Annotated in this window: 26 protein-coding genes and 1 tRNA gene; 21 read left to right on the top strand and 6 right to left on the bottom strand. The window is 50.1% G+C overall.

The window, feature by feature from the left end; genetic code table 11:
• Positions 1–3: 3 nt before the first annotated feature.
• The 12 genes from ACO0K4_RS14405 to tatC all read left to right on the top strand — a co-directional run bounded on the left by ACO0K4_RS14405 (position 4) and on the right by tatC (position 7920).
• Complete coding sequence (locus ACO0K4_RS14405) at positions 4–768, top strand: DNA-methyltransferase (RefSeq protein WP_422957330.1); 765 nt, start codon at positions 4–6, stop codon at positions 766–768.
• 170 nt (positions 769–938) lie between these two features.
• Positions 939–2021: a histidinol-phosphate transaminase gene (hisC, locus tag ACO0K4_RS14400; protein ID WP_422957329.1), complete on the top strand. Its 1083-nt coding sequence runs from the start codon at positions 939–941 to the stop codon at positions 2019–2021.
• A gap of 23 nt (positions 2022–2044) precedes the next feature.
• Positions 2045–2641 carry an imidazoleglycerol-phosphate dehydratase HisB gene (gene hisB, locus ACO0K4_RS14395; RefSeq protein WP_422957328.1) on the top strand — a complete coding sequence of 199 codons (597 nt, stop codon included), beginning with the start codon at positions 2045–2047 and terminating at the stop codon, positions 2639–2641.
• Positions 2642–2771: 130 nt separating this feature from the next.
• Entirely contained in the window at positions 2772–3422 is a 651-nt protein-coding gene (gene hisH, locus ACO0K4_RS14390; protein ID WP_422957327.1) for an imidazole glycerol phosphate synthase subunit HisH, read from the top strand.
• Positions 3423–3511: 89 nt separating this feature from the next.
• Positions 3512–4309 (top strand): 1-(5-phosphoribosyl)-5-[(5-phosphoribosylamino)methylideneamino]imidazole-4-carboxamide isomerase, encoded by a 798-nt coding sequence (gene hisA, locus ACO0K4_RS14385; RefSeq protein WP_422957326.1) that lies wholly within the window; start codon positions 3512–3514, stop codon positions 4307–4309.
• A 2-nt stretch (positions 4310–4311) separates the two neighbouring features.
• The gene (gene hisF, locus ACO0K4_RS14380; RefSeq protein WP_422957325.1) at positions 4312–5076 is read left to right on the top strand and encodes an imidazole glycerol phosphate synthase subunit HisF; all 765 of its coding nucleotides are present in this window, start codon (positions 4312–4314) and stop codon (positions 5074–5076) included.
• Positions 5073–5474, top strand: coding sequence for a phosphoribosyl-AMP cyclohydrolase (hisI, locus tag ACO0K4_RS14375; protein ID WP_422957324.1), 402 nt, complete (start codon positions 5073–5075; stop codon positions 5472–5474). Before hisF ends, hisI begins: the two co-directional genes overlap by 4 nt.
• 27 nt (positions 5475–5501) lie before the next feature.
• Positions 5502–5840, top strand: coding sequence for a phosphoribosyl-ATP diphosphatase (locus ACO0K4_RS14370; RefSeq protein WP_422957323.1), 339 nt, complete (start codon positions 5502–5504; stop codon positions 5838–5840).
• Between the two features lie 46 nt (positions 5841–5886).
• Positions 5887–6258, top strand: coding sequence for a histidine triad nucleotide-binding protein (locus ACO0K4_RS14365; protein ID WP_422957322.1), 372 nt, complete (start codon positions 5887–5889; stop codon positions 6256–6258).
• Between the two features lie 97 nt (positions 6259–6355).
• Positions 6356–6583 (top strand): Sec-independent protein translocase subunit TatA, encoded by a 228-nt coding sequence (tatA, locus tag ACO0K4_RS14360; protein ID WP_422957321.1) that lies wholly within the window; start codon positions 6356–6358, stop codon positions 6581–6583.
• 47 nt (positions 6584–6630) lie between these two features.
• The gene (tatB, locus tag ACO0K4_RS14355; protein ID WP_422957320.1) at positions 6631–7116 is read left to right on the top strand and encodes a Sec-independent protein translocase protein TatB; all 486 of its coding nucleotides are present in this window, start codon (positions 6631–6633) and stop codon (positions 7114–7116) included.
• Between the two features lie 39 nt (positions 7117–7155).
• A complete protein-coding gene (gene tatC, locus ACO0K4_RS14350; protein WP_422957319.1) occupies positions 7156–7920 on the top strand; it encodes a twin-arginine translocase subunit TatC in 765 nt (254 codons plus the stop codon).
• Here the strand turns inward: tatC and ACO0K4_RS14345 are convergent.
• A complete protein-coding gene (locus tag ACO0K4_RS14345; protein ID WP_422957318.1) occupies positions 7917–8588 on the bottom strand; it encodes a DUF2461 domain-containing protein in 672 nt (223 codons plus the stop codon). The two genes, tatC and ACO0K4_RS14345, sit on opposite strands and share 4 nt — an antisense overlap.
• A gap of 18 nt (positions 8589–8606) precedes the next feature.
• On the bottom strand, positions 8607–9773 hold the full coding sequence (locus ACO0K4_RS14340; protein WP_422957317.1) for a Do family serine endopeptidase: 1167 nt from the start codon (positions 9771–9773) through the stop codon (positions 8607–8609).
• A gap of 18 nt (positions 9774–9791) precedes the next feature.
• On the opposite strand from ACO0K4_RS14340, the gene ACO0K4_RS14335 reads away from it, so the two are divergent.
• A complete protein-coding gene (locus ACO0K4_RS14335) occupies positions 9792–10574 on the top strand; it encodes a Nif3-like dinuclear metal center hexameric protein (RefSeq protein WP_422957316.1) in 783 nt (260 codons plus the stop codon).
• A 72-nt stretch (positions 10575–10646) separates the two neighbouring features.
• Here the strand turns inward: ACO0K4_RS14335 and mscL are convergent, their stop codons facing one another.
• Positions 10647–11066 carry a large conductance mechanosensitive channel protein MscL gene (mscL, locus tag ACO0K4_RS14330; protein WP_422957315.1) on the bottom strand — a complete coding sequence of 140 codons (420 nt, stop codon included), beginning with the start codon at positions 11064–11066 and terminating at the stop codon, positions 10647–10649.
• Positions 11067–11361: 295 nt separating this feature from the next.
• Between mscL and petA the strand changes: the two genes are divergently transcribed.
• The 6 genes from petA to ACO0K4_RS14300 all read left to right on the top strand — a co-directional run bounded on the left by petA (position 11362) and on the right by ACO0K4_RS14300 (position 15634).
• Complete coding sequence (gene petA, locus ACO0K4_RS14325) at positions 11362–11976, top strand: ubiquinol-cytochrome c reductase iron-sulfur subunit (protein ID WP_422957314.1); 615 nt, start codon at positions 11362–11364, stop codon at positions 11974–11976.
• A complete protein-coding gene (locus tag ACO0K4_RS14320; protein ID WP_422957486.1) occupies positions 11976–13388 on the top strand; it encodes a cytochrome b in 1413 nt (470 codons plus the stop codon). Before petA ends, ACO0K4_RS14320 begins: the two co-directional genes overlap by 1 nt.
• A gap of 20 nt (positions 13389–13408) precedes the next feature.
• Entirely contained in the window at positions 13409–14173 is a 765-nt protein-coding gene (locus ACO0K4_RS14315) for a cytochrome c1 (RefSeq protein ID WP_422957313.1), read from the top strand.
• A 106-nt stretch (positions 14174–14279) separates the two neighbouring features.
• Positions 14280–14891, top strand: a complete 612-nt coding sequence (locus ACO0K4_RS14310; protein ID WP_262838127.1) for a glutathione S-transferase N-terminal domain-containing protein — start codon at positions 14280–14282, stop codon at positions 14889–14891.
• 111 nt (positions 14892–15002) lie between these two features.
• Positions 15003–15503, top strand: a complete 501-nt coding sequence (locus ACO0K4_RS14305; RefSeq protein WP_422957312.1) for a ClpXP protease specificity-enhancing factor — start codon at positions 15003–15005, stop codon at positions 15501–15503.
• Positions 15504–15558: 55 nt separating this feature from the next.
• A tRNA-Thr gene (locus ACO0K4_RS14300) sits at positions 15559–15634 on the top strand.
• A gap of 168 nt (positions 15635–15802) precedes the next feature.
• Here the strand turns inward: ACO0K4_RS14300 and ACO0K4_RS14295 are convergent.
• The 3 genes from ACO0K4_RS14295 to ACO0K4_RS14285 all read right to left on the bottom strand — a co-directional run bounded on the left by ACO0K4_RS14295 (position 15803) and on the right by ACO0K4_RS14285 (position 19451).
• Positions 15803–16390: a UbiX family flavin prenyltransferase gene (locus ACO0K4_RS14295; RefSeq protein ID WP_422957311.1), complete on the bottom strand. Its 588-nt coding sequence runs from the start codon at positions 16388–16390 to the stop codon at positions 15803–15805.
• A gap of 33 nt (positions 16391–16423) precedes the next feature.
• A complete protein-coding gene (grxD, locus tag ACO0K4_RS14290; RefSeq protein ID WP_422957310.1) occupies positions 16424–16735 on the bottom strand; it encodes a Grx4 family monothiol glutaredoxin in 312 nt (103 codons plus the stop codon).
• A gap of 367 nt (positions 16736–17102) precedes the next feature.
• Positions 17103–19451 carry a Tex family protein gene (locus ACO0K4_RS14285; RefSeq protein WP_422957308.1) on the bottom strand — a complete coding sequence of 783 codons (2349 nt, stop codon included), beginning with the start codon at positions 19449–19451 and terminating at the stop codon, positions 17103–17105.
• Between the two features lie 316 nt (positions 19452–19767).
• Here ACO0K4_RS14285 and ACO0K4_RS14280 point away from each other — a divergent pair, with 316 nt between their 5' ends.
• Both ACO0K4_RS14280 and ACO0K4_RS14275 read left to right on the top strand, forming a co-directional pair.
• Positions 19768–20790 (top strand): alpha/beta fold hydrolase, encoded by a 1023-nt coding sequence (locus ACO0K4_RS14280; RefSeq protein WP_422957307.1) that lies wholly within the window; start codon positions 19768–19770, stop codon positions 20788–20790.
• Between the two features lie 257 nt (positions 20791–21047).
• A complete protein-coding gene (locus ACO0K4_RS14275) occupies positions 21048–22541 on the top strand; it encodes a COG3014 family protein (protein ID WP_422957306.1) in 1494 nt (497 codons plus the stop codon).
• Positions 22542–22545 lie beyond the last annotated feature (4 nt).

Here is a 22545-nt window from a genome sequence, read left to right as displayed (position 1 = left end):
AGCATGAGTAGTTGGCGTAATCAGATATTTTGTGAAGATGCGCTAACCGGTTTAGCGCGAATCCCCGATGGTAGTGTAGACCTGTTACTGGCTGATCCGCCATATGGCCTCGGTAAGGATTATGGGAATGATTCCGACAAAATGGCGTCGGCAGATTATCTGGCGTGGACCGAGCAGTGGATAGATGCTGCGCTTCCCAAGCTGAAAGCTAATGGCAGCCTGTATATTTTTTTGACGTGGCGCTATTCACCCGAAATTTTTGTGATGCTGAAACAGCGCATGACGATGATGAACGAAATCGTCTGGGATAGACGGGTGCCGTCGATGGGTGGCAGTGTGCGTAAGTATTCGTCGGTGCATGACACGATCGGTTTTTTTGTCAAGGCGAAGGATTATTTTTTCGACCTAGATGCGATCCGTATCCCTTACGATGCCGAGACCAAAAAAGCACGCAGCCGGAAAATCTTTGAAGGGGCTAAATGGCTGGAGCTTGGATTTAATCCTAAAGATGTCTGGAGTGTTTCGCGTTTGCATCGGGAGCATGCGGAGCGAGAGGATCATCCTACCCAAAAGCCGCTGGAAATCGTCGAGCGTATGGTTAAAGCTTCATGTCCGGTTGGCGGAATCGTACTCGATCCTTTTATGGGAAGCGGCACAACGGCGGTGGCAGCGCGTAACTGCGGGCGTGACTATGTGGGATTTGAGCTGAACGAAGAGTATTGTGAACGCATTGCAGCGCGGCTCGATAGTCTGGCAGTGCAGGTTTAGGTAAGACAGGTGTATTTGCTCTTTTGGGTGCTTTGATTTGACCATGATTTGAGCTTGATATAGCCCTGATTTAGCTAATAGCAAAAGAGTATTAGGGGAGTATAGCCAAAAACACTATACTTCCCGCAGATTAATAGTGGGCTTCGTTTTTATACTGGCTGGAGTATATTTTGTCGTTGATTGAAAACATCATCCGTTCTGACGTGCGCGCTTTGTCTGCTTATCATGTGCCGGACTCCGCGGGTTTCGTGAAACTCGATGCGATGGAAAATCCTTACACCTTGCCAGACGCACTCAAGCAGGAACTTGCACAGCGCCTCGCCGCTGTTGCGCTAAACCGCTATCCGGTTCCGTCTTATTCCAACTTAAAAACAGCGATTAGTCGCCAGCTAGGTGTCCCTGCCGGGTTCGACGTCGTCTTGGGTAATGGTTCGGATGAGCTGATCAGCATGGTTTCGGTCGCGTGTGCCAAGGCGGGTGCCAAAGTACTGGCGCCTGTTCCGAGTTTTGTAATGTATGCGATGTCAGCACGTTTTGCCGGACTCGAATTCGTCGGCGTACCTTTGCACTCTGATTTCACTTTGGATATGGCGGCGATGCTGAGCGCCATCGCCGAGCACCGGCCGGCGATTATCTATCTTGCTTATCCGAATAATCCTACCAGCACCTTGTTTGACGTCGCAGAGATCGAAGCGATTTTGCATGCGGTTGGTGACGCCGGTGTGGTGATCGTCGATGAGGCATATCAGCCTTTTGCTCAAACCAGCTTTATGCCGCGACTCGCCGAGTTCGCTAACCTGGTGGTGATGCGGACCGTATCCAAGCTCGGCCTGGCTGGCATACGCCTTGGCTATATGTCGGGCAGTGATGGCTTGATGCAAGAATTCGAAAAAGTGCGTCCGCCCTACAACATCAATGTACTGACCCAGGCCGCGGCAGAGTTTGTGCTGGAGCATGTCGATATTCTTGATAGCCAGGCCGCGGAATTGCGTACCCAGCGCAGCGAATTAAACGGTGCGCTGGCGAGCTTGCCCGGAGTGCAAGTCTTCCCGTCGGCAGCAAATTTTGTCTTGATACGCGTCGCTAAAGCGGAACAAGTCTTTGCCAAATTGCTTGAACAAAAAATTTTAGTCAAAAATGTGGGTAAAATGCATACTCTGCTGGAAAATTGTTTGCGTATTACCGTCAGCACTCCGCAGGAAAACGCGCTGTTTTTAGCAGCCTTTATCGCCGCCCTCCAGGCGTCTCAGTAGTTAAGTTTAACTCTCTCAAAATCATGCAAGCCCAACGCACCGCCGAAGTAAGCCGTAACACCAACGAAACCCAGATCCGTGTCGCCATCAATATTGACGGTACAGGCAAGCAAAAGCTCAATACCGGCGTGCCTTTTCTGGATCACATGCTGGATCAGATCGCCCGTCATGGTCTGATCGATCTGGACATTGACGCTGTTGGTGATTTGCATATCGATGCCCATCATACGGTAGAAGATGTTGGCATCACTCTGGGACAGGCGTTTGCGAAAGCTATCGGTGACAAAAAAGGCATACGCCGTTATGGCCATTCCTATGTGCCTCTGGATGAGGCTCTGTCACGTGTCGTCATCGATTTTTCAGGACGTCCGGGGCTGGAGTTTCACGTGCCTTTCAAACGTGCGATGATCGGTGCCTTTGATGTCGACCTGACCCACGAATTTTTTCAAGGCTTCGTGAATCACGCACTGGTGTCGTTGCACATCGATAATCTGCGCGGCGATAATGCCCACCATCAATGCGAAACAGTGTTTAAAGCGTTTGGTCGTGCCCTGCGCATGGCCGCAGAGCTGGATCCACGTGCTGCAGGGACAATTCCATCGACCAAGGGTAGCCTGTAAGCGCGTCCGTGTTTTCAGCGTTCTCTAATTCGTTGTTATGGTTCACTGCGGTAGTTCTCTGTTGTAGCTAACTACGGTAGCTAACTATTGTGGCACACTGATACAGCTCACTCAATTTAGTCAAACAAGCATGAATAAAATTGTTGTAGTCGATTACGGCATGGGCAATTTGCGCTCGGTAGCGCAAGCCCTGCGCGCCGTTGCACCCGAGGCGGATGTCCGTATTTCTGGCGAAGTCGCCGACATCCAGTCTGCTGATCGTATTGTGTTACCTGGTCAAGGCGCCATGCCAGATTGCATGAGCAGCCTGCGCGACTCCGGTGTACAAGAGGCCGTGATAATGGCTGCGCGTCATAAACCTTTATTCGGTGTTTGTGTCGGCGAGCAAATGCTGTTTGATCTCAGTGAAGAGGGTAACACCCCAGGCCTGGGATTATTACCTGGCAAAGTAGTGCGCTTCGCTCTGGATGGGCAGTTGCAAGACGACGGCTCGCGTTTCAAAGTACCGCAAATGGGCTGGAACCGCGTCAGGCAAGCGCAGATACAGGGACGCCAGCATGTACTCTGGCAGGATATCGCCGACGATGCCTACTTTTACTTCGTTCATAGCTACTACGCACAACCTGCCAATGAGGCACATATCGCTGGCATTACCGACTACGGCACCGCGTTTGCCTGTGCCGTTGCCAGAGACAATATTTTTGCCACGCAATTTCACCCTGAAAAGAGTGCAAATGCTGGCTTGCAACTGTATAAAAACTTTGTACACTGGAACCCTTGACGATTGATTCCGTCAAAACCTTTTAGTTAATTTGTATTGTTATCTTCTATCTACTTAGTTCGCTTTAACTTACCTACACTCATAAAGCCATGCTGCTCATTCCTGCTATCGACCTGAAAGACGGTCACTGCGTACGCCTTAAACAAGGTGATATGGACCAAGCCACCGTATTCTCGGATAACCCCGCTGATATGGCGCGCCATTGGCTGGAACAAGGTGCGCGTCGCCTGCATCTGGTGGATCTGAACGGCGCTTTTGCGGGCAAGCCAAAGAATGAGGCCGCAGTAAAAGCGATTATTCAGGCAGTGCGTGATTTCGCAGAAGAAAACGAGATCGAAGAAATTCCAGTCCAGCTCGGCGGCGGTATCCGTGATCTGGATACGATAGAGCGTTACCTCGATGACGGTATCAGCTACATCATTATCGGCACTGCTGCGGTAAAAAATCCCGGTTTTCTGGCGGATGCCTGCAGCGCGTTCCCGGGGCAGATCATTGTCGGCATCGACGCCAAAGACGGTAAGGTGGCGACGGATGGCTGGAGTAAGCTTTCCGGCCATGAAGTGATTGATCTGGCACAAAAATTTGAAGGCTATGGCGTTGAGTCCATTATTTATACGGATATCGGCCGCGACGGCATGATGGGCGGCGTGAATATCGAGGCGACTGTCAAGCTGGCGCAGGCCGTCAGCATTCCTGTGATTGCCTCCGGCGGTGTACACAACTTGCAAGACGTTGAGGCTTTGTGTGCCGTGCAGGGGGAAGGTATTGAAGGCGTAATTTGCGGCCGTTCAATTTATGAAGGCACATTGGATCTCGCTACGGCGCAAGAGCGTGCCGACGAACTCGATGAGCTGGCTGGAAGTGCTCAAGACAGCGAAGAAGATTAGGCATGGCTCTAGCAAAACGTATTATCCCTTGTCTTGATGTGACCGCTGGTCGTGTCGTCAAGGGGATTAATTTTCAGGAGTTGCGCGACGCCGGGGATCCGGTTGAGATTGCGCGCCGCTACGATGTTCAGGGGGCAGATGAAATTACCTTCCTCGACATCACAGCATCCAGTGACGGACGTGATCTGATTTTGCCGATTATCGAGGCGGTTGCTTCTCAGGTATTCATTCCTTTAACTGTAGGTGGTGGTGTACGGACCGTCGCCGATGTACGTCGCCTGCTGAATGCCGGCGCAGATAAAGTCGGCATCAATACCTCGGCTGTGACTAATCCTCAATTAGTTTTTGACGCTTCGCAGAAGTACGGTTCTCAATGTATCGTGGTGGCGATTGATGCAAAACAGACAGCGCCGGGCAAATGGGAAGTCTTCACGCATGGTGGTCGCAATGCAACCGGTCTGGATGCGGTTGAATGGGCACAAAATATGGCCCGGCTCGGCGCAGGTGAAATCTTGCTGACCAGCATGGACAGAGACGGTACCAAAGTAGGATTTGATCTCGGCCTGACACGTGCCGTGTCGGATGCAGTATCTATTCCGGTGATCGCTTCCGGTGGCGTCGGCGGTTTGCAAGACTTAGCAGACGGTATCAAAATCGGTGGTGCGGATGCTGTACTAGCGGCAAGTATTTTCCATTACGGTCAACACACCGTGCAAGAAGCCAAGGAATTTATGGCAGCACAGCAGATATCAATGAGACTGTCATGAGTGCGTCAAAATGGTTGAATAAAGTGCGCTGGGACGAGCAGGGACTGGTGCCTGTTATCGCGCAGGAAGCATCGAGTAATGACGTTCTGATGTTTGCCTGGATGAATCGCGATGCGCTGACTAAAACAGTCGAATTAGGCGAAGCTGTGTACTGGAGCCGTTCTCGCAAGAAGCTATGGCATAAAGGTGAAGAATCCGGTCATATTCAGAAGGTATTAGAAATCCGTCTCGATTGTGATGAAGATGTCGTCTTGCTAAAAATTGAGCAAGTCGATAGCATCGCTTGCCACACAGGACGTCATTCGTGTTTTTTCCAGAAATTTGAAGGCAGCGTCAATGATGGCGACTGGCAAGCTGTCGATCCGGTCTTAAAAGATCCGGAAACGATCTACAAGTAATGTCCATAATTGATAAGTCAATATCGTATGAGTGAAACCCTGAAGCGCCTGGCTGAGGTGATAGAGAGCCGCAAACCCGCCAATGGTGGCGATCCTGCGACCTCGTATGTGGCACGCTTGTTTTCAAAAGGCGACGATGCGATTTTAAAAAAAATTGGCGAAGAAGCGACTGAAACCGTGATGGCGGCGAAAGACGCGCGCAGTTCGGGTGACAAATCCAAAGTCTTGTATGAATGTGCCGACCTCTGGTTCCACTCTATGGTGCTGCTTGCTCAATTTGAGCTGACACCACAAGATGTCTTAAATGAATTGGCAAGACGCGAAGGCTTGTCCGGACTTGATGAAAAAGCAGCGCGTCAGGAATAAATTTTTACTTGAACAGACCCTAGTGTTTGAAAAATAAGAGGACACCGTGAGCAACTGCATTTTCTGCAAAATCGTAGCGAAACAAATTCCATCGAGTGTGGTGTATGAGGATGACGAATTTCTGGCCTTCAAGGACATTCATCCGGCAGCGCCTGTGCATTTTTTGATTATCCCTAAGCAGCATGTCGAGACCCTGTCGGATACCTCGGAAGAACATGCGTCGATGCTTGGTAAGATGCTGGCCTTAGCGCCGCGTCTGGCAAAGGAGCAGGGTTGTGGTCTGAGCAGGGATGCTGAGGGACAGGTTTCAGGTGGTTACAAAACCTTAATTAACACCGGTCCAGACGGCGGGCAAGAGGTGTATCATCTGCACATGCACGTCATCGGGGGTCCACAACCGTGGCGCGGGCAGCGTTAATTTGTATTGAATGTCGAACGTTTAAAAAGTAGCTTCGACGACGATTCTTACTCTTCAGTATTTTGTCAGAGCGTGAACGCTCACATTAGGAGAAATCATGGGTTCTATGAGTATTTGGCACTGGTTGATCGTGCTGGTTGTTGTGATGCTGGTTTTTGGCACCAAAAAATTGGGTAACATCGGCTCAGATCTGGGTAAAGCTGTGAAGGGCTTTAAAGATGGCGTCAAAGGTGAAGAAGAAAAACCAGCGACTACACAACAAGTTGCCGATAAAACGGCTGGTGCGACAATTGATGTCGACGCTAAAGAAAAGTCCAAGCAATAATCTATGCGCGATTCCGGTCTACCTTTGATGTGCGGAAGTGCTGACGCATGATTGATCTTGGCATCAGCAAATTAGCGTTGATCGGCGTCGTTGCCCTCATCGTGATTGGTCCCGAAAAGTTGCCCAAAGTAGCCCGTATGGCGGGCTCGCTGTTTGGGCGTGCCCAGCGTTATATCAATGAAGTGAAATCCGAAGTCAGTCGCGAAATTGAGCTGGAAGAGCTGCGTAAAATGCAAAAGGACGTACAGGAGGCGGCTCAAGATGTGGAGCAGTCGATTGCGCAAGGTTTGGCTCAAACAAAAAATGAGATTGAATCCGCCTGGCAAGATACTGAGTCGCCTTTGCTGAACCCTCCGGACGCGAACCACCTGGCAGTCAAGGCAAAAGACTTTCGCCGTAAAAAACTCGCGAGAACGTCAGCTATTCCCAGTTGGTATAAACATCGCCATGGTGGCCGTAGCCACGTGATGTCCGGTTCTGCACGAGTCGCCAAGCATAGACCTAAGCGCAGCAATTCCTCCAGTTTCTTCTGATGTTAGCGCTATCTCCTTTTACCCTGGTACAGATTTCACATGAGTGACCCATTAGAGTCTGGTGCTGCAGACACATTTATTTCGCACTTGGTTGAGTTGCGGGATCGCCTCGTTAAAGCATCTATCGGTATTGCGATCGCCTGTGCGGCACTATTCGCCTGGCCTGGCCCCTCTGCAATCTATGACTTTCTCGCTAAACCGATGATCGCTTCTTTACCTGTGGGGGCAAAGATGATTGCGACGGGTGTTATTTCCCCTTTTCTGGTGCCGATGAAGGTCACCTTGCTGGTAGCGTTCATGTTGGCCTTACCCTGGGTGCTTTATCAGGTGTGGGCGTTTATTGCGCCAGGTTTGTATTCGCATGAAAAAAAGCTGGTCGCTCCTCTAGTGATTTCATCGTCACTCTTGTTTTTATGCGGCGTCGCTTTTTGCTATTTTTTTGTTTTTGGCCGGGTATTTAAATTTATCAATGAATTTGCACCAACTTCAATTACGGTAGCGCCAGACATAGAAAATTATCTCGACTTCATCATGTCAATGTGCCTGGCCTTTGGCATGACGTTTGAGGTCCCTATCGTTGTTGTGGTATTGGTGCGTATGGGGCTGGTGACTGTCGACAAGCTGAAAGAAATTCGCCCTTATGTCATCGTCGGTGCATTTGTTGTTGCCGCGATTGTCACACCGCCCGATATCGTTAGCCAGTTTTCACTGGCTTTACCGATGTGGTTTTTATTTGAATTGGGTTTGCTGGTTGCTCCGGTTTTTGTCAAAGCAACTCAGGCACCCGATCAGGTCGCTGACTAAATTGCGGTGCGTAGCCAGCTTACCAGCGGGTAAGCGGCTTTGAAGCCCTGCACTAACGTGGCTTCTATTTCCTCTGGATTCGCCGTGTCCAACGTGCATTCGGTCCAGACCATAAAATTCTTATTTTTGATCTCTTCAATATGCGGCAAGTCGGCATCGAACCCTTTCGGTGGTCGCGTCAATTTACCCTCGTCTTGCAAGCCGCCAAAAATCTGTTTAAGCGGCTTGTTTTTCAAGACTTTTCCAAAACCGTCGGGGTCAGCGACGATCTGATTGCGGATCGCCCGCAGCCGGTCTGATGGCGGCATGTATTCACCGACTGCAAAAAATAATCTGCCAGTCGCATCAATCTGAAAATAGTAGGCTGGCCCACCGCCTTCGCTGGTTTTTTTGCGACCGCTAGGCAAGATTGAAGCTGAGAAGGTCGTTTTGTAAGGAGATTTGTCCGCAGAAAAACGCATGTCGCGGTTGATCCGAAATAAGGCTTTCTTCGGCTCGCAACCGATAATTGCCGGATCGGTTTTACTGATTTGCACAATCAGTTTCGTTACCAGTTCCAAAAATTCTGCACGCAAAATGTCGTAGCGCGGCTTGTTCATGACAAACCAGGCGCGGTTGTTGTTCTCCGATAATTCAAATAAAAATCGTTGTAGATCGCGGATATGCATGGACTTCTTTCCTGAAAATTATTCTTCGCGTTTGATGGCGGGACGTTTACCGATGAAGACGTCAAACGTGGATTCGGATGAATTCCGCAGGACGGCAATTTTTGCTTTCTGATTCGGTGGTAATTGCGCAATCAGGTTCAGCATCTCTGTCGTGTCACCAACGGGCTTGCCTTCAATCGCCAATAAAATATCGCCTGGCTTAATGCCGGCCTTATCCGCCGGGCCACCGCGAATCACACCTGCGATGATGGCACCGGATTTTTGCTTGATGCCAAAGCTTTCTGCCAGCTCTGGTGTGATGTCTTGTGGCTCTACGCCTATCCAGCCGCGTACGACCTGGCCGTTTTTGATAATGGATTCCATTACGGTTTTAATCGTCGTTACCGGAATAGCAAAACCAATCCCAAGCGATCCGCCGCTACGTGAATAAATCGCCGTATTGATGCCTAGCAGATTGCCGTTAATGTCGATCAGTGCACCGCCTGAGTTGCCCGGATTGATCGCTGCATCGGTTTGAATAAAATTCTCGAATGTATTGATGCCAAGGTGATTGCGGCCCAGCGCCGAAATGATGCCCATGGTGACTGTCTGTCCTACGCCAAAGGGATTGCCGATTGCCAGTACTACGTCACCGACACTCGCTTGCTCTGAGTGCCCCAGGGTAATTGCTGGCAGGGACGGCAAGTCAATCTTGATAACGGCCAGATCGGTTTCGGGATCAGTGCCGACAACTTTGGCAATTGTTTTACGACCATCGGGTAAAGCGACATCAATTTCTTCAGCGGATTCGACAACATGATTATTCGTCAGGATGTAACCTTCCGGACTGAGAATGACCCCTGACCCCAGGCTTGATTGTCGTTCATTCGGTTGATTCTGCTGGTCGCCAAAAAAGCGTTTCATGAACGGATCGTTAAGCAGGGGGCTATTCGCCTGCCGCGCTTCTTTTGAGGTGTAGATGTTGACGACGGAAGGCATCGCCCGTTTGGCTGCGGTACGATACGAATTTTGTGATGGCACTGCGTTTGCGGGGGCTTCTTGCATGGTGACTGTCGACGTCATTTGTAAACTTTGATTGCCGCGCAGTACCTTGCTCGCCCATTCGGGCTTTAAGGTGGTTACAATAAACCAGAGAGCTAATACTACCGTGATGGTTTGAGCAAATAAGAGCCAGAGACGTCGCATAGGAGGATCAGGAAAAGAATGAATCAGATTGAAATGCATCCACAAACAGTCAGCAGAGAGCAGCTTGCGCAGTTTTTGGCAGAAGAGCTACAAATTAACCGCTTTCGTGATTATTGCCCAAATGGCGTGCAGGTGGAAGGGCGGTCTGAGATAAAACGTATTGTCAGCGGTGTGACGGCTAGCCTGGCTTTATTAGAGGAAGCTGTTCGACTGAACGCGGATGCCATACTGGTACATCACGGGTATTTCTGGCGGGGAGAAGATATGCGGGTGATTGGCCAAAAACAAAGGCGCCTGAAGCTGTTGCTGGCGCAGGATATTTCGCTGTTCGCTTACCACTTGCCGCTTGATATGCATGCGCAATTGGGAAATAACGCGCAATTGGCACATCGCCTGGATTTACGACCCGAAGGGCGTTTTGGCGAGGATGATTTGGGTTGGACAGGGCGTATCAACGATGCGTCGATCAAAACGGCCGGACAATTTGCGGTGCATGTTGAACAACGCTTGGGGCGCTTGCCCTTAATGATTGGCGATCCTGAACAGGTACTGGGTAAAATTGCCTGGTGTACAGGTGCAGCGCAAAATATGCTGGATCAGGCAATTAGTGCTGGCGCCAATGTCTATCTGAGTGGAGAAATCTCCGAACCTACCGTACATCTGGCCCGTGAATCCGGCGTCTCATATCTGGCGTGTGGCCATCATGCTACTGAGCGCTACGGAGTGAAAGCGCTGGGAGAATTTCTGGCGCAGCGATTTGGCATCGAACACCATTTTGTTGATATACCTAATCCGGTATAAAAATCCGCCATAAAAAAGCCACCGCTGATCAGCAGGTGGCTTTTATACAAAACAGTAAAAGAAGATACTTGTTTATTTTTTCAGTGCGTCCCTGATTTCGCGTAGCAATACAACGTCTTCTGGTGTTGCTGGTGCAGCAGCTTCTGCGACTGGCTCATCTTTTTTCATCTTGTTGAACAAGCGCACCATCTGGAAAATGATAAAAGCCAGAATGAGGAAATTCAATAGAATTGTAATGAAATTACCGTAAGCTAAAACCGCGCCGGTTTTTTTTGCTTCGGCCAAGGCGAGGTTGCTGGCTTGGCCGTTTAAAGGCAAATAATAGTTCGAAAAGTCGAGGCCACCTAAAATTCGTCCGATGATAGGCATAATGATATCGGCGACAAGTGAGTCGACAATTTTCCCGAAGGCGGCACCGATAATGACGCCAACCGCCAGATCGACGACATTTCCCTTGCTGGCGAAATCTTTAAATTCTTTCAACATACTCATAATGACTCCCGGTTAATTATGACAAAGCAACAATATTTTACGCTGCAAACTAAATTGCAATGCTGATTTTTTTGTCAAACTTTGTTTCGGTTGATAACTTGGCAAGTCTTACATCGTGAGGAACTGTATGCGTTTAAATCGCAAAATAACCGACAAAATCTAAAAAAAACAGTGCAGTTTGGCTCTATCGTGATGTTTTGCTTTAAAACCACTGTCGCCTCCTTTATAATTTAAGGTTGCTAGAAGTTATATTTACGCTTCGTTAAGTTTTGATTTTTGATAGATTGGGGTTGGTATGAGTATCGAAAAGCAGGTCGATTCCGGCCGTCGCGGCTTGCTCGTCGCCACGTGTGCGGCGGGTGGTGTGGCAGGTTTGGCAACGGCAGGTGCGCTGGTCAGCACTTTCCAGCCATCTGAACGCGCTAAAGCGGCGGGCGCGCCAGTAGAGGTGGACATTTCGGCTTTGAAGCCAGGTGAAATGACTACCGTAGAGTGGCGCGGTAAGCCAGTATGGATACTCAAGCGTACGCCTGAGATGCTGGCAAGCCTTGCCGGCACTGAAGAAAAAGTTGCTGATCCACAATCGCAAAAGCCTTACACCATGGAAATGCCAGAGTATTGCGATAAGCAAAGCCGCTCTCGTAAAGAACATGCGGACATTTTGATCGCAGTAGGTATTTGCTCCCACTTGGGTTGCTCGCCGAGCTCTAAATTTCAGGCCGGTGCTCAACCCTCCTTGCCGGACGACTGGGCAGGTGGTTTCTTGTGCCCATGCCACGGCTCTACATTCGACCTTGCTGGTCGCGTCTATAAAAACAAGCCAGCTCCGCAAAACCTGGATGTTCCGCGCCATATGTATTTGTCGGACACCAAAATTGTCATCGGTAAAGATGAGAAAGGCGAGGCTTAATCATGGCATTTGTTGAGAAAAAGCTGCCGGCAGACGCTCCTGTCGTTGACAAAGCATTGAACTGGGTTGACTCCCGTTTTCCTCTGACCAAATTGTGGAATGATCAGTGGGGCCAATACTATGCGCCGAAGAATTTTAACTTTTGGTACATTTTCGGCTCACTGGCAATGCTGGTACTGGTAATCCAGATTGTGACTGGTATTTTCCTTGTGATGCACTACAAACCAGATGCGAACCTGGCGTTTGCTTCTGTTGAATACATCATGCGCGATGTGCCCTGGGGGTGGTTAGTGCGTTACATGCACTCCACTGGCGCATCAGCTTTCTTCATCGTCGTATATTTACATATGACCCGTGCTTTGATGTACGGTTCTTATCGTAAGCCACGTGAATTAATCTGGTTGTTCGGTTTTGCCATCTTCCTGTGTTTGATGGCTGAAGCGTTCTTCGGCTACCTGTTGCCATGGGGCCAAATGTCCTACTGGGGCGCACAAGTAATTGTTAATTTGTTCGGTGCTATCCCTTTCATCGGCCCTGATTTGTCTTTGTGGATTCGTGGTGATTATGTTGTGTCTGACGCGACTTTAAACCGCTTCTTCTCCTTCCACGTCATCGCGATTCCTCTGGTCTTGCTGGGCTTGGTTGTTGCACATCTGATCGCCTTGCATGAAGTCGGTTCAAATAATCCAGATGGTATTGAAATCAAGGAAAATCTTGATGCAGACGGTCATCCTGTAGATGGCATCCCTTCTCATCCTTATTACACTTTCCATGATGTTTTTGGTGTGACAGTGTTCCTGACGATTTTCAGTGCTGTGGTTTTCTTTGCACCTGAAATGGGGGGTTACTTCCTCGAGTACAACAACTTCATTCCTGCGGACTCATTGAAAACGCCTCCGCACATTGCCCCGACCTGGTATTTCACGCCGTTCTACTCTGTATTGCGTGCGACGACTTCAGAGTTCTTGTACGTGGTTCAGGCAGGTATCGTTGGCTATGTTGGTCTGATTTTCTTGACGACAAAATTGCCGCAACTGATCAAGATAGCTATTGCTGTCGTAGGTCTGGTTGCGATTGTCGGTATGATGCCTTTCGGTCTGGATGCAAAATTCTGGGGCGTGGTCTTGTTCGGTTCTTCGGTGATGATTCTGGCAGGCCTGCCTTGGCTGGACGTGTCTCCTGTCAAGTCGATCCGCTACCGTCCTGACTGGCACAAGTATGTCTACATCGTATTTGGTATCGCGTTTGTGACGCTGGGTTACCTTGGTGTAGAGCCGCCATCACCAGTACGTGAGCGTATTTCGCAAGTGTGTGCTGTGATTTACTTCGGCTTCTTCTTGTTGATGCCATGGTGGAGCGCGATGGGTACATTTAAACCTGTGCCAAAACGCGTGACTTTCTCTGCTCACTAAGCGCCAAAGGAATAATAAGCATGAAATTATTTAAAAAAATGATCGCGACGCTGGCCTTAGTTCCAGCGCTCGCCCTGGCGAACTCAGGTGGTTTTCCTCTGGATCAGGCGCCTGATCGTTCGACCGATATGGCGGCATTGCAAAATGGTGCAAAGTTATTCGTCAACTATTGCCTGAATTGCCACTCTGCATCAGCAATGCGCTACAACCGTTTGAAAGACATCGGTTTGACCGATGATCAGATCAAACAAAACTTGCTGTTCACCGGCGAAAAAGTGGGCGATCTGATGAAGACAACATTGTCTGCAAAAGATGCGAAGGCTTGGTTCGGTGCGGTGCCTCCGGATTTGTCCGTGATTGCTCGCGCTAAAGCTTCCGGCCAAGGCACGGGTGCTGACTGGATTTACACCTACCTGCGTACTTACTACAAAGACCAAAGTCGTCCAACTGGTTGGAACAATATGGTGTTCCCTAACGTTGGTATGCCTCACGTTCTGTGGGAATTGCAAGGTACCCGCACAGCCAAGTTTGTCGAAGAAAAAGATGCGCATGATGAATCCAAGCTTGAGCATAAGTTTGCTGGCTTTGAAAAAGTCACTGCCGGTACTTTGACGCCAATCGAATACGATAATGCTGTCGGTGATCTGGTTGCTTACCTCCAGTGGATGGGTGAGCCAGCACAAAATACGCGCAAACGCCTGGGCGTCTGGGTGTTGATGTTCATCGCGACACTGAGCCTCTTGGCCTGGCGCCTGAACGCATCGTTCTGGAAAGAAGTGAAGTAATTTAGTAATTCAGTCGTCCGCTGAACCTGGTTGAGCGGATGTGTCATCCCAGGGTGAGGTGCGCAAATTGGCGCCTCGCCCTAATCGTTTTTAAGGAACTATAAAAATGATGGTTCTCTACTCGGGCACAACCTGCCCATTCTCGCAACGCTGCCGCCTGGTTCTGTTTGAAAAAGGCATGGATTTTGAAATTCGTGATGTTGATCTGTTCAATAAACCAGAAGATATTTCGACAATGAATCCTTACGGCCAGGTACCGATTCTGGTCGAGCGTGAACTGATTCTGTATGAATCCAATATCATTAACGAATATATCGATGAGCGCTTTCCGCATCCGCAATTGATGCCGGCAGATCCGCTGCAACGTGCCCGTGCACGCCTGATGTTGTTTAATTTTGAGAAAGAATTGTTTATCCACGTACATACTCTGGAAAACGATAAATCAACTTCATCAGCTAAAGTACAAGACAAGGCGCGCGCTGAAATTCGTGATCGCCTGACTCAACTTGCACCTTTATTCATCAAGAACAAATACATGTTAGGTGATGAATTCTCGATGCTGGATGTGGCTGTTGCTCCACTGCTGTGGCGCCTGGATCATTATGGTATCGAGCTGTCCAAGACTGCTGCGCCCCTGATGAAATATGCAGAGCGCATTTTCTCTCGCCCGGCCTACATTGAGGCGCTGACACCATCCGAGAAAGTCATGCGTCGTTAATTTAACGAAGCATCAAAGAAAAGGCTGACGCGATCACTTCAAGTCAGCCTTGTCGTTTGTAGAATCAGGGACTATTCTTTAGCTACTATTTCTTCAGGAAATCATTCAGGTATGTCAGAAACATCCACCAAGCCTTATTTCATGCGGGCCATTTACGAATGGTGCACCGACAATGGATTTACGCCGTATATGGCGGTTAAGGTCAATGCAGCTTCGCGCGTACCGATGGAGTTCGTACGGAACGGCGAGATTGTGTTGAACATTAGCTTTGGCGCGACCAGCGCACTGAAAATGGACAATGAAGCCGTTGCGTTTAAAGCCCGTTTTGGCGGAATTTCACGTGATATTTACGTACCGGTTGAAAATGTTCAGGCAATTTATGCCAGTGAAAACGGTCAGGGCATGGCATTTGAGGTCGATCTCCCGGAGCCTTTGCAAGAGCTCTCGCCATCAGATGTGCCTGTAAATCCCGTCACAGGCAAGCCTGCATTAGGTTTGGCGGCAGTTAACTCAAGAATCGAAGAAGCACATCGCAATGCAGGACACCTTACAGAAAAAACAGCGGAGCCACAAAAAAAATCAGAAAAACCCTCGCTAAAAATAATAAAGTAGTCTATAATTTTTGTTCTTCGAGATTGATTGAGAAATCACTTTCTTAAAAAGTTTCGCCGGCTTAGCTCACTTGGTAGAGCAGTTGACTTGTAATCATCAGGTAGCCAGTTCGATTCCGGCAGCCGGCACCATTAAGAACCCATCGTTAGCAATAACGGTGGGTTTTTTCTTTTATATTTTTTAAATTGTGAAATCGGTGTGTAGGTTTGTTATCGAAAGCCTGCAAAAAGATCGGTACATTGTATGGATGTACCTGACGATGCCTTACATTCACTTGCCTTGTATTTGTTGTGGGCTGTTTAGTCCTGCGCTTTACCCAAGCCATTCCAGCGTGGGGCGAGTTCGGTTGAGATGTTGAACAGATCCAGTACGCGGGCAGTTGTGTGTTGCACCATCTCATCGATGGAAGTGGGCTTATGATAAAAAGCTGGTAGTGGCGGGAAAATGATGCCGCCCATTTCGGTTACGGCAGTCATATTGCGCAGGTGGGCGAGATTGAATGGTGTTTCGCGCACCATCAGGACCAGGCGACGACGCTCCTTAAGGATGACGTCTGCAGCGCGGGTAATCAGATTGTCTGACAGGCCGTGAGCGACGGATGCCAGGGTTTTCATCGAGCACGGTGCGACGATCATGCCGCTGGCCTGGAATGAGCCGCTGGCAATGCAGGCGCCGACATCGCGAACGTTGTGAACGACATCGGCCAGTGCCTCAACATCTTTGCGGCGTAATTCCAGTTCCTGATGCAAGGTCAGTGTGCCTGCTTCGGAAATCAGTAAATGACTCTCGACCCCGGGTAAATCGCGGATCGCTTGCAGCAACCGGACGCCATACACCGCGCCCGTTGCGCCAGTGATGGCGATAATCAGGCGTTGTGGTGTCGTCATATGCTGGTCTTGAATGGGGTGGCTCAGACGGGCTTAGGCTTTGATCAGTGCTTGTAATTCACCGCTTTCAAACATCTCATTCATGATGTCCGAGCCGCCGACGAATTCGCCTTTGATATATAACTGAGGAATCGTTGGCCAGTTAGAAAAATCCTTGATGCCCTGACGTACAGCGGCATCTTCTAATACATTGATGGTAACTAGGTTCTCTGCGCCGGAAGCCTTCAGCAATTGAATTGCACGACCGGAAAAGCCGCATTGTGGAAATTGCGCGGTGCCTTTCATGAACAGTACAACAGGGTTTTGGGTTACGGTGTCTTTGATCCAGGCTTGAACGTCGCTCATAGCTATTCCTTGGTTAATAATATGGCGTCATTATAAAGGAAACTGCGATGCGGCTCCGCAGTGCTATCGGTACACATGGTTGACGTGGTTTTTGCCAGAGGAAATTAAATACTCTCCCTTAGTATTATTTGAAACCGTAATCAGAATGTGCGGATTCGGCTGTATTTATAAGAGTATTGGGGGGAGTATGTGCGACGGTGCAGAATTCAGCCTGATTGGGGCGCACTGAACTTTGAGAGAAGAGAGGTCGAGTCGAGCCCAACACGCTGAGGTGAAAAGACGGCTCTTCTTATTTGGATACGTTTTGATGAAGTAAAAACCTATTGCTAACGCCCGATTACAAGCGTCAGCAATCACATCTGTATTTTTATGGCCGCAATTTGGCAAACGCTGCTGCCATTGCATTATTCGCTGGCGGCGCAGACGCAGTTTGGCCACGATGCTGTTGCAGGCGTTTGGCGTCATTACGATCGGCTTTTTGTTCCGGCGTACTGCCCGCTTGCGGTGCCGCGTCGGTCAGGCGCATGGTCAGCGCAATACGTTTACGCTTTTCATCGACTTCCAGCACTTTGACTTTAACGACTTGCCCTGCTTTGACGACGGTATGCGGATCTTTGACGAAGGTGTTCGACAGTGCCGAGATGTGTACCAGGCCATCCTGATGCACGCCGATATCGACAAAGGCACCGAATGCCGCGACGTTGGTGACTACGCCTTCCAGGATCATGTCGGGACGCAGGTCTCGGATTTCTTCGACGCCGTCTTTGAAGGTCGCTGTAGTGAATTCTGGGCGCGGGTCACGACCTGGTTTTTCCAGTTCTTTCAGAATATCGGTGATGGTCGGGATGCCGAACTTGTCATCCGCATATTTTGCCGGACTAAGTGATTTCAACAAGCGTTCATCACCGACCACACCCGCCACATCCTTCTTGATGTCCGCCAGGATTTTTTCTACCAGCGGATAGGATTCAGGATGAACTGCGGATGCATCGAGGGGATTATTGCCGCCCATCACGCGCAAGAATCCAGCGGCCTGTTCAAACGTTTTATCGCCCAGACGCGGCACTGAGCGCAGGTCGGCGCGTGAACTAAACATGCCTTTGGCATCACGATAATTGACGATACTTTGCGCCACTGAAGATGATAAGCCGGAGACGCGCGCCAGCAACGGTGCGGAGGCCGTATTCACATCGACACCGACCGCATTCACACAATCTTCAACTACGGCATCGAGTGAGCGGGCGAGCTGCGACTGGCCGACATCATGCTGATACTGACCGACGCCAATCGACTTCGGATCGATCTTCACCAGCTCGGCCAGCGGGTCTTGCAGGCGACGTGCAATCGATACGGCACCCCGGATGGAAACATCGAGATCCGGCAATTCTTTCGACGCAAATTCCGAGGCGGAATACACGGATGCACCGGCTTCCGATACCACGATCTTGGTCAGTTTGAGTTCGGGTTTGAGTTTGATTAAATCCTGTGCGAGTTTGTCCGTTTCACGCGATGCGGTACCGTTGCCAATCGAGATGAGCGAGACATGATGCTTGGCGGCGAGCTGCGCCAACACATGTAACGATCCGTCCCAGTCGTTGCGTGGTTGATGCGGATAAATGGTCGCGTGTTCCATGACCTTGCCGGTCGCATCGACGATCGCGACTTTGACGCCGGTGCGCAAGCCGGGATCGAGTCCCATGGTAGCGCGCGGGCCGGCGGGTGCAGCCAGCAACAGGGCTTTGAGATTGCGTGCAAAGACGTTGATTGCCTCGACTTCGGCCTTCTCGCGCAGGCTGCCCATCAGTTCGGTTTCGAGATGCATGAATACTTTGACGCGCCAACTCCAGCGCACGGTGTCTGCCAGCCATTTGTCGGCAGGGCGGCCAATATTGCTGACGCCAAATTTAGCGGCGATGCGACTTTCGCAAGGATTCAGCGGGGCATCCCATTTTGGTTTTTCTTCCTCGGTATCGAGACGCAGCGTGATTGTCAGCATTTCTTCGCGGCGTCCGCGGAACAGGGCTAATGCGCGGTGTGATGGGATCGTGCCCAGCGTTTCGGCGTAATCAAAATAATCGGCGAACTTGGCGCCGGCGTCTTCTTTGCCTGCGACGACTTTGGATTCGACGATGCCATGATCCAGCAGGTATTCACGGATCGCTTGCAGCAGCGAGGCATCTTCGGCAAAACGTTCCATCAGAATCTGGCGGGCACCGTCGAGTGCGGCCTTGGTATCGGCCACGCCGGGGTTGTCGCCGTTGCTGGTACTGAAGGGCGCTTTTAAATACGCGGCAGCTACGTCTTCGGGATTTTTGCTCGGGTCGTTCAGCAGACTATCGGCCAACTCTTGTAAGCCTGCTTCAATCGCAATCTGCGCCTTGGTGCGACGCTTGAGTTTGTAAGGCAGGTATAAATCTTCCAGCCGGGTTTTGTCTTCGGCATGCGTGATTGCGTCGAGCAGCACGGGCGTCATTTTGCCTTGCTCTTCAATCGACGAAATGATCGCGGCGCGACGGTCTTCGAGTTCGCGCAAATAGCGCAGACGTTCTTCCAGCAAGCGCAATTGGGTATCGTCCAGTCCACCCGTCGCTTCTTTACGGTAGCGTGCGATAAACGGCACGGTCGCGCCTTCATCCAGTAAAGTAATGGCAGCGGCGACTTGCACAGGTTTGGCGGCAAGTTCCAGGGCGAGACGTTGTTCAATCGAAGGCAGCATAAATAATGGTGTGAATAATTAGGTAAAAATAAACTTGGATAATTAAAATCAAGTCGCAGATGATACGCGCTCTGCGTGATTGCACCAGTCTTGACAGTCGGCGGGACTCGCAGTAGTGAAGCGTAATTTAATTAAAAATAGGGGAGTATCTGTTTTTTGTGTCCTTATCCGCAATGATTTATTAGTCTTTAAGCGATATATATCACATACTCACTATGAGTATGTGGTTAAAAAATGTTTTTTATATAATGAATTTAAGGCCAGACACAGGTAAAAAATGGGTATAACAAGCCGATTGTCATGCGTGCTCAAGTGCTTGACCTTGGTCTCAGGTCTGGCCTTGCTGGCCGCTTGTGCAAGTGTGGCGACGTCTTCTGCGCGTATACCACCTCAGCACTTTGACTTTGCAGATGGCGGGCGGACGACGTTTTTTAGCATCGACAACCATGTATTTTCTAGTGCCTTTCAATCTGATCAGGCTCAGTTCGGTCATGCCGCAGCATCGTTGGCGACCCTGGTATTCGTAGTGCCCGGTTCCGGTTGTGTCAGCATGGGTAAATATCTTCCCGACTATTTTCGCGGGCTGGAGGGTGAGTCCGGTACTCTGCGTATTTTGATTTTACAAAAACGACATAGCCAGCAAGACGATCCCGGATGCAGCGATGCCTTTATCCGCGATGACCATCTGAGTCGATGGCAAGCAGACCAGAGCGAATTTATTGAAGCGCAGTTACGCTTGCTGCAGAGCCAGGGGCAACATCCGCGCCGCATCGTCATGATGGGTATTTCGGAGGGGGCGGAGCTGGCGGCCCTGCTGGCGGCGACGCATCCTGTTATCACGCATCTGGTGATGATTTCAAATGGTGGCATGCAGCCGCTGGATGCGTTTCGTTTGCTGGCGAGTCAGCGCAATCAGGCTGGCGATGCTGGGTTGCTGGCGGAGGTGCAGCGTATCGATGAGGCGCTGCTCAGCGCTTTGCCTCAGATTTTGGACAAGACCTCAGGTAATGCCGCACACACCGCCGCATTCACTCCACTTATTGAACGGCAAATACTGATCAACGGGCGCAGTCGCCAGTACTGGCAAGAGTTAAATCAATTGCGTCACAGCGAGAATCTCCTGAGCCTGAATAAACCTATTTTGCTTTGCATGGGGAGTGCCGATCAGGCTGTGCCGGTGGAGTCTGCCGATTGGCTGGAGCAGCAGTTCCGGGCATTGAAAAAAACCAATTTACAACGGCATATTTTCCCCGATGCCGACCACGGTTTGCGCAGTCCGTTGGGTGCACATTTGCCTGATTGCCTGCATCAAATGGATCTCTGGCTGGAAAAGTCCTGAGATTTTTGGCGGATTTACAGGGTTTGCAGACACCCGGCTGAGTGAAATCAATCAGATCAATATTGATTCAAATCACTACTTTCAGTAGTAATTAATAATACTCAAAATTAAATAGCAAAAAAGACAAGCTAATCTGCGTAATTTTTTATATACTCTTATTCGTTTCATTTCCGATAACAATAACGATTTTGCGACTTCCGATGTGATCCTGCGATGGGATCTGTATATCTCGGCGGCAGCACCACTTACTGATGACTATGCGCCTATCTATTGCATTTACCCCTATCATTGCCGCGCTTGTTCTGGCAGGTTGCGTTACCTCCCCGACGCATGACAGCAAGGTCGCTTCCTCATTAGCGACTGCCAAAGAAGGGCGCATCGAGGATGCGATTAAACAAGTCGAAGCCCAGACCACCGGCAGCAGCAAGAACGACCTGTTACTGAATCTGGAGAAAGGCGAGCTGATGCGCATCGGCAATCGCTACGAAGACAGTCTGGCGGCATTCGCTGTTGCTGATGTTAAAGTCAAAGAGTGGGAAGAAACTGCCAAGAGTAATCCGGCAAAACTGATGAGTCAGGTCGGAGCCTTGATCATGGGCGATAACAGCCGTGATTATGAAGGTCAGGATTACGAAAAAGTCATGCTGACCACTCGCATGGCAATGAACCGCCTGAATCTGGGTGACCTCGATACCGCCCGTGTCGACATCAAGCGCACCCATGAACGCGAAGCCGTAATCGCCGAATTCCGTGCCAAAGAAACTGCCGATGCTGAAAAAGAAGCCAAGGAAAAAGGCGTCACCAGCAGTAGCAAGGAGCTCAACGGCTACCCGGTAGAAACACTCAATGATCCGGAAGTGTTGAAGCTGAAAAACGGCTATCAAAATGCCTTAAGCCACTATCTCGCAGGCTTCGTCTACGAAGCACTGAACGAGCCAGGTCTGGCGGCGCCGGGCTATCGCAAAGCCAATGAATTACGCCCTGACCTGCCGGTGCTCGAAGATGGTTTAAAAGGGCTCGATCAGCGTACCAGTTTCCGCCGCAAAAAAGGCGTGACCGACGTGCTGTTCGTCATCGAGGCAGGTCACTCACCGGCGCGTCTCTCGCAAAAAGTAGCATTCCCTGTGCCGACGACGCGCGGACTGGTCACGGTCTCATTTGCTTTTCCGGCGATTTATCCGGATAAAGATGCACCGGTGATCAACACCATCAAAGTTGGCGATCAGGTATTGCAGACAGCGTTGGTGACAGACTTTAACGTGATGGCTCGTAAAGCACTGAAAGACGAGTTGCCAGGTATCCAGTTACGCGCAGCAACCCGGGCGATTGCCAAGGCGCTGGTACAAGATCAGGTGAACAAAAACTTTGGCATGCTTGCCGGTCTTGCTGCCAACGTCGCCGTTGCGGCAACCGAAAGCCCGGCAGATGATCGCATGTGGCGTAGCTTGCCAGAGCGCGTCTTCGTCGCCCGTGCTTTTATTCCGCCTGGTGATTATGATGTGAATTTCGGTAGTTATTCGAGTGAAATCAAACGCATCACAGTCGACGGCCGCTATATGGTGGTACCGGTTCGCATGTATTCCAATAAAACCTACTTAGGTAGCACAGCAAAATTTGGCACAGTCGCTGTTGCTCAGGTCGAGCCAGCACCAGCAGCAACTGCTGCCAAGCCAGCCACAAAGAAAGTCGTCCCGCCAAAGAAAAAAGCCGATGCCGCAGCGACAACGCCTGCGACACCTGCAAAGCAGTAAACCA

The sequence above is a fragment of the Undibacterium sp. RuTC16W genome, assembly GCF_049339445.1.
Lineage (GTDB): Bacteria > Pseudomonadota > Gammaproteobacteria > Burkholderiales > Burkholderiaceae_D > Undibacterium.
The sequence above is the reverse complement of the archived record's forward strand: the minus strand, read 5'-3'. Positions and strand labels throughout refer to the sequence as shown.

What these genes read in the sequence shown, in the direction of transcription:
- ACO0K4_RS14405 (WP_422957330.1), top strand. Translation starts at nt 4, where the DNA reads ATGAGTAGTTGGCGTAATCAGATATTTTGTGAAGATGCGCTAACCGGT.
- hisB (WP_422957328.1), top strand. Translation starts at nt 2,045, where the DNA reads ATGCAAGCCCAACGCACCGCCGAAGTAAGCCGTAACACCAACGAAACC.
- hisH (WP_422957327.1), top strand. Translation starts at nt 2,772, where the DNA reads ATGAATAAAATTGTTGTAGTCGATTACGGCATGGGCAATTTGCGCTCG.
- hisA (WP_422957326.1), top strand. Translation starts at nt 3,512, where the DNA reads ATGCTGCTCATTCCTGCTATCGACCTGAAAGACGGTCACTGCGTACGC.
- hisF (WP_422957325.1), top strand. Translation starts at nt 4,312, where the DNA reads ATGGCTCTAGCAAAACGTATTATCCCTTGTCTTGATGTGACCGCTGGT.
- hisI (WP_422957324.1), top strand. Translation starts at nt 5,073, where the DNA reads ATGAGTGCGTCAAAATGGTTGAATAAAGTGCGCTGGGACGAGCAGGGA.
- ACO0K4_RS14370 (WP_422957323.1), top strand. Translation starts at nt 5,502, where the DNA reads ATGAGTGAAACCCTGAAGCGCCTGGCTGAGGTGATAGAGAGCCGCAAA.
- tatA (WP_422957321.1), top strand. Translation starts at nt 6,356, where the DNA reads ATGGGTTCTATGAGTATTTGGCACTGGTTGATCGTGCTGGTTGTTGTG.
- tatB (WP_422957320.1), top strand. Translation starts at nt 6,631, where the DNA reads ATGATTGATCTTGGCATCAGCAAATTAGCGTTGATCGGCGTCGTTGCC.
- tatC (WP_422957319.1), top strand. Translation starts at nt 7,156, where the DNA reads ATGAGTGACCCATTAGAGTCTGGTGCTGCAGACACATTTATTTCGCAC.
- ACO0K4_RS14345 (WP_422957318.1), bottom strand. Translation starts at nt 8,588, where the DNA reads ATGCATATCCGCGATCTACAACGATTTTTATTTGAATTATCGGAGAAC.
- ACO0K4_RS14340 (WP_422957317.1), bottom strand. Translation starts at nt 9,773, where the DNA reads ATGCGACGTCTCTGGCTCTTATTTGCTCAAACCATCACGGTAGTATTA.
- ACO0K4_RS14335 (WP_422957316.1), top strand. Translation starts at nt 9,792, where the DNA reads ATGAATCAGATTGAAATGCATCCACAAACAGTCAGCAGAGAGCAGCTT.
- mscL (WP_422957315.1), bottom strand. Translation starts at nt 11,066, where the DNA reads ATGAGTATGTTGAAAGAATTTAAAGATTTCGCCAGCAAGGGAAATGTC.
- petA (WP_422957314.1), top strand. Translation starts at nt 11,362, where the DNA reads ATGAGTATCGAAAAGCAGGTCGATTCCGGCCGTCGCGGCTTGCTCGTC.
- ACO0K4_RS14315 (WP_422957313.1), top strand. Translation starts at nt 13,409, where the DNA reads ATGAAATTATTTAAAAAAATGATCGCGACGCTGGCCTTAGTTCCAGCG.
- ACO0K4_RS14310 (WP_262838127.1), top strand. Translation starts at nt 14,280, where the DNA reads ATGATGGTTCTCTACTCGGGCACAACCTGCCCATTCTCGCAACGCTGC.
- ACO0K4_RS14305 (WP_422957312.1), top strand. Translation starts at nt 15,003, where the DNA reads ATGTCAGAAACATCCACCAAGCCTTATTTCATGCGGGCCATTTACGAA.
- ACO0K4_RS14295 (WP_422957311.1), bottom strand. Translation starts at nt 16,390, where the DNA reads ATGACGACACCACAACGCCTGATTATCGCCATCACTGGCGCAACGGGC.
- grxD (WP_422957310.1), bottom strand. Translation starts at nt 16,735, where the DNA reads ATGAGCGACGTTCAAGCCTGGATCAAAGACACCGTAACCCAAAACCCT.
- ACO0K4_RS14285 (WP_422957308.1), bottom strand. Translation starts at nt 19,451, where the DNA reads ATGCTGCCTTCGATTGAACAACGTCTCGCCCTGGAACTTGCCGCCAAA.
- ACO0K4_RS14275 (WP_422957306.1), top strand. Translation starts at nt 21,048, where the DNA reads ATGCGCCTATCTATTGCATTTACCCCTATCATTGCCGCGCTTGTTCTG.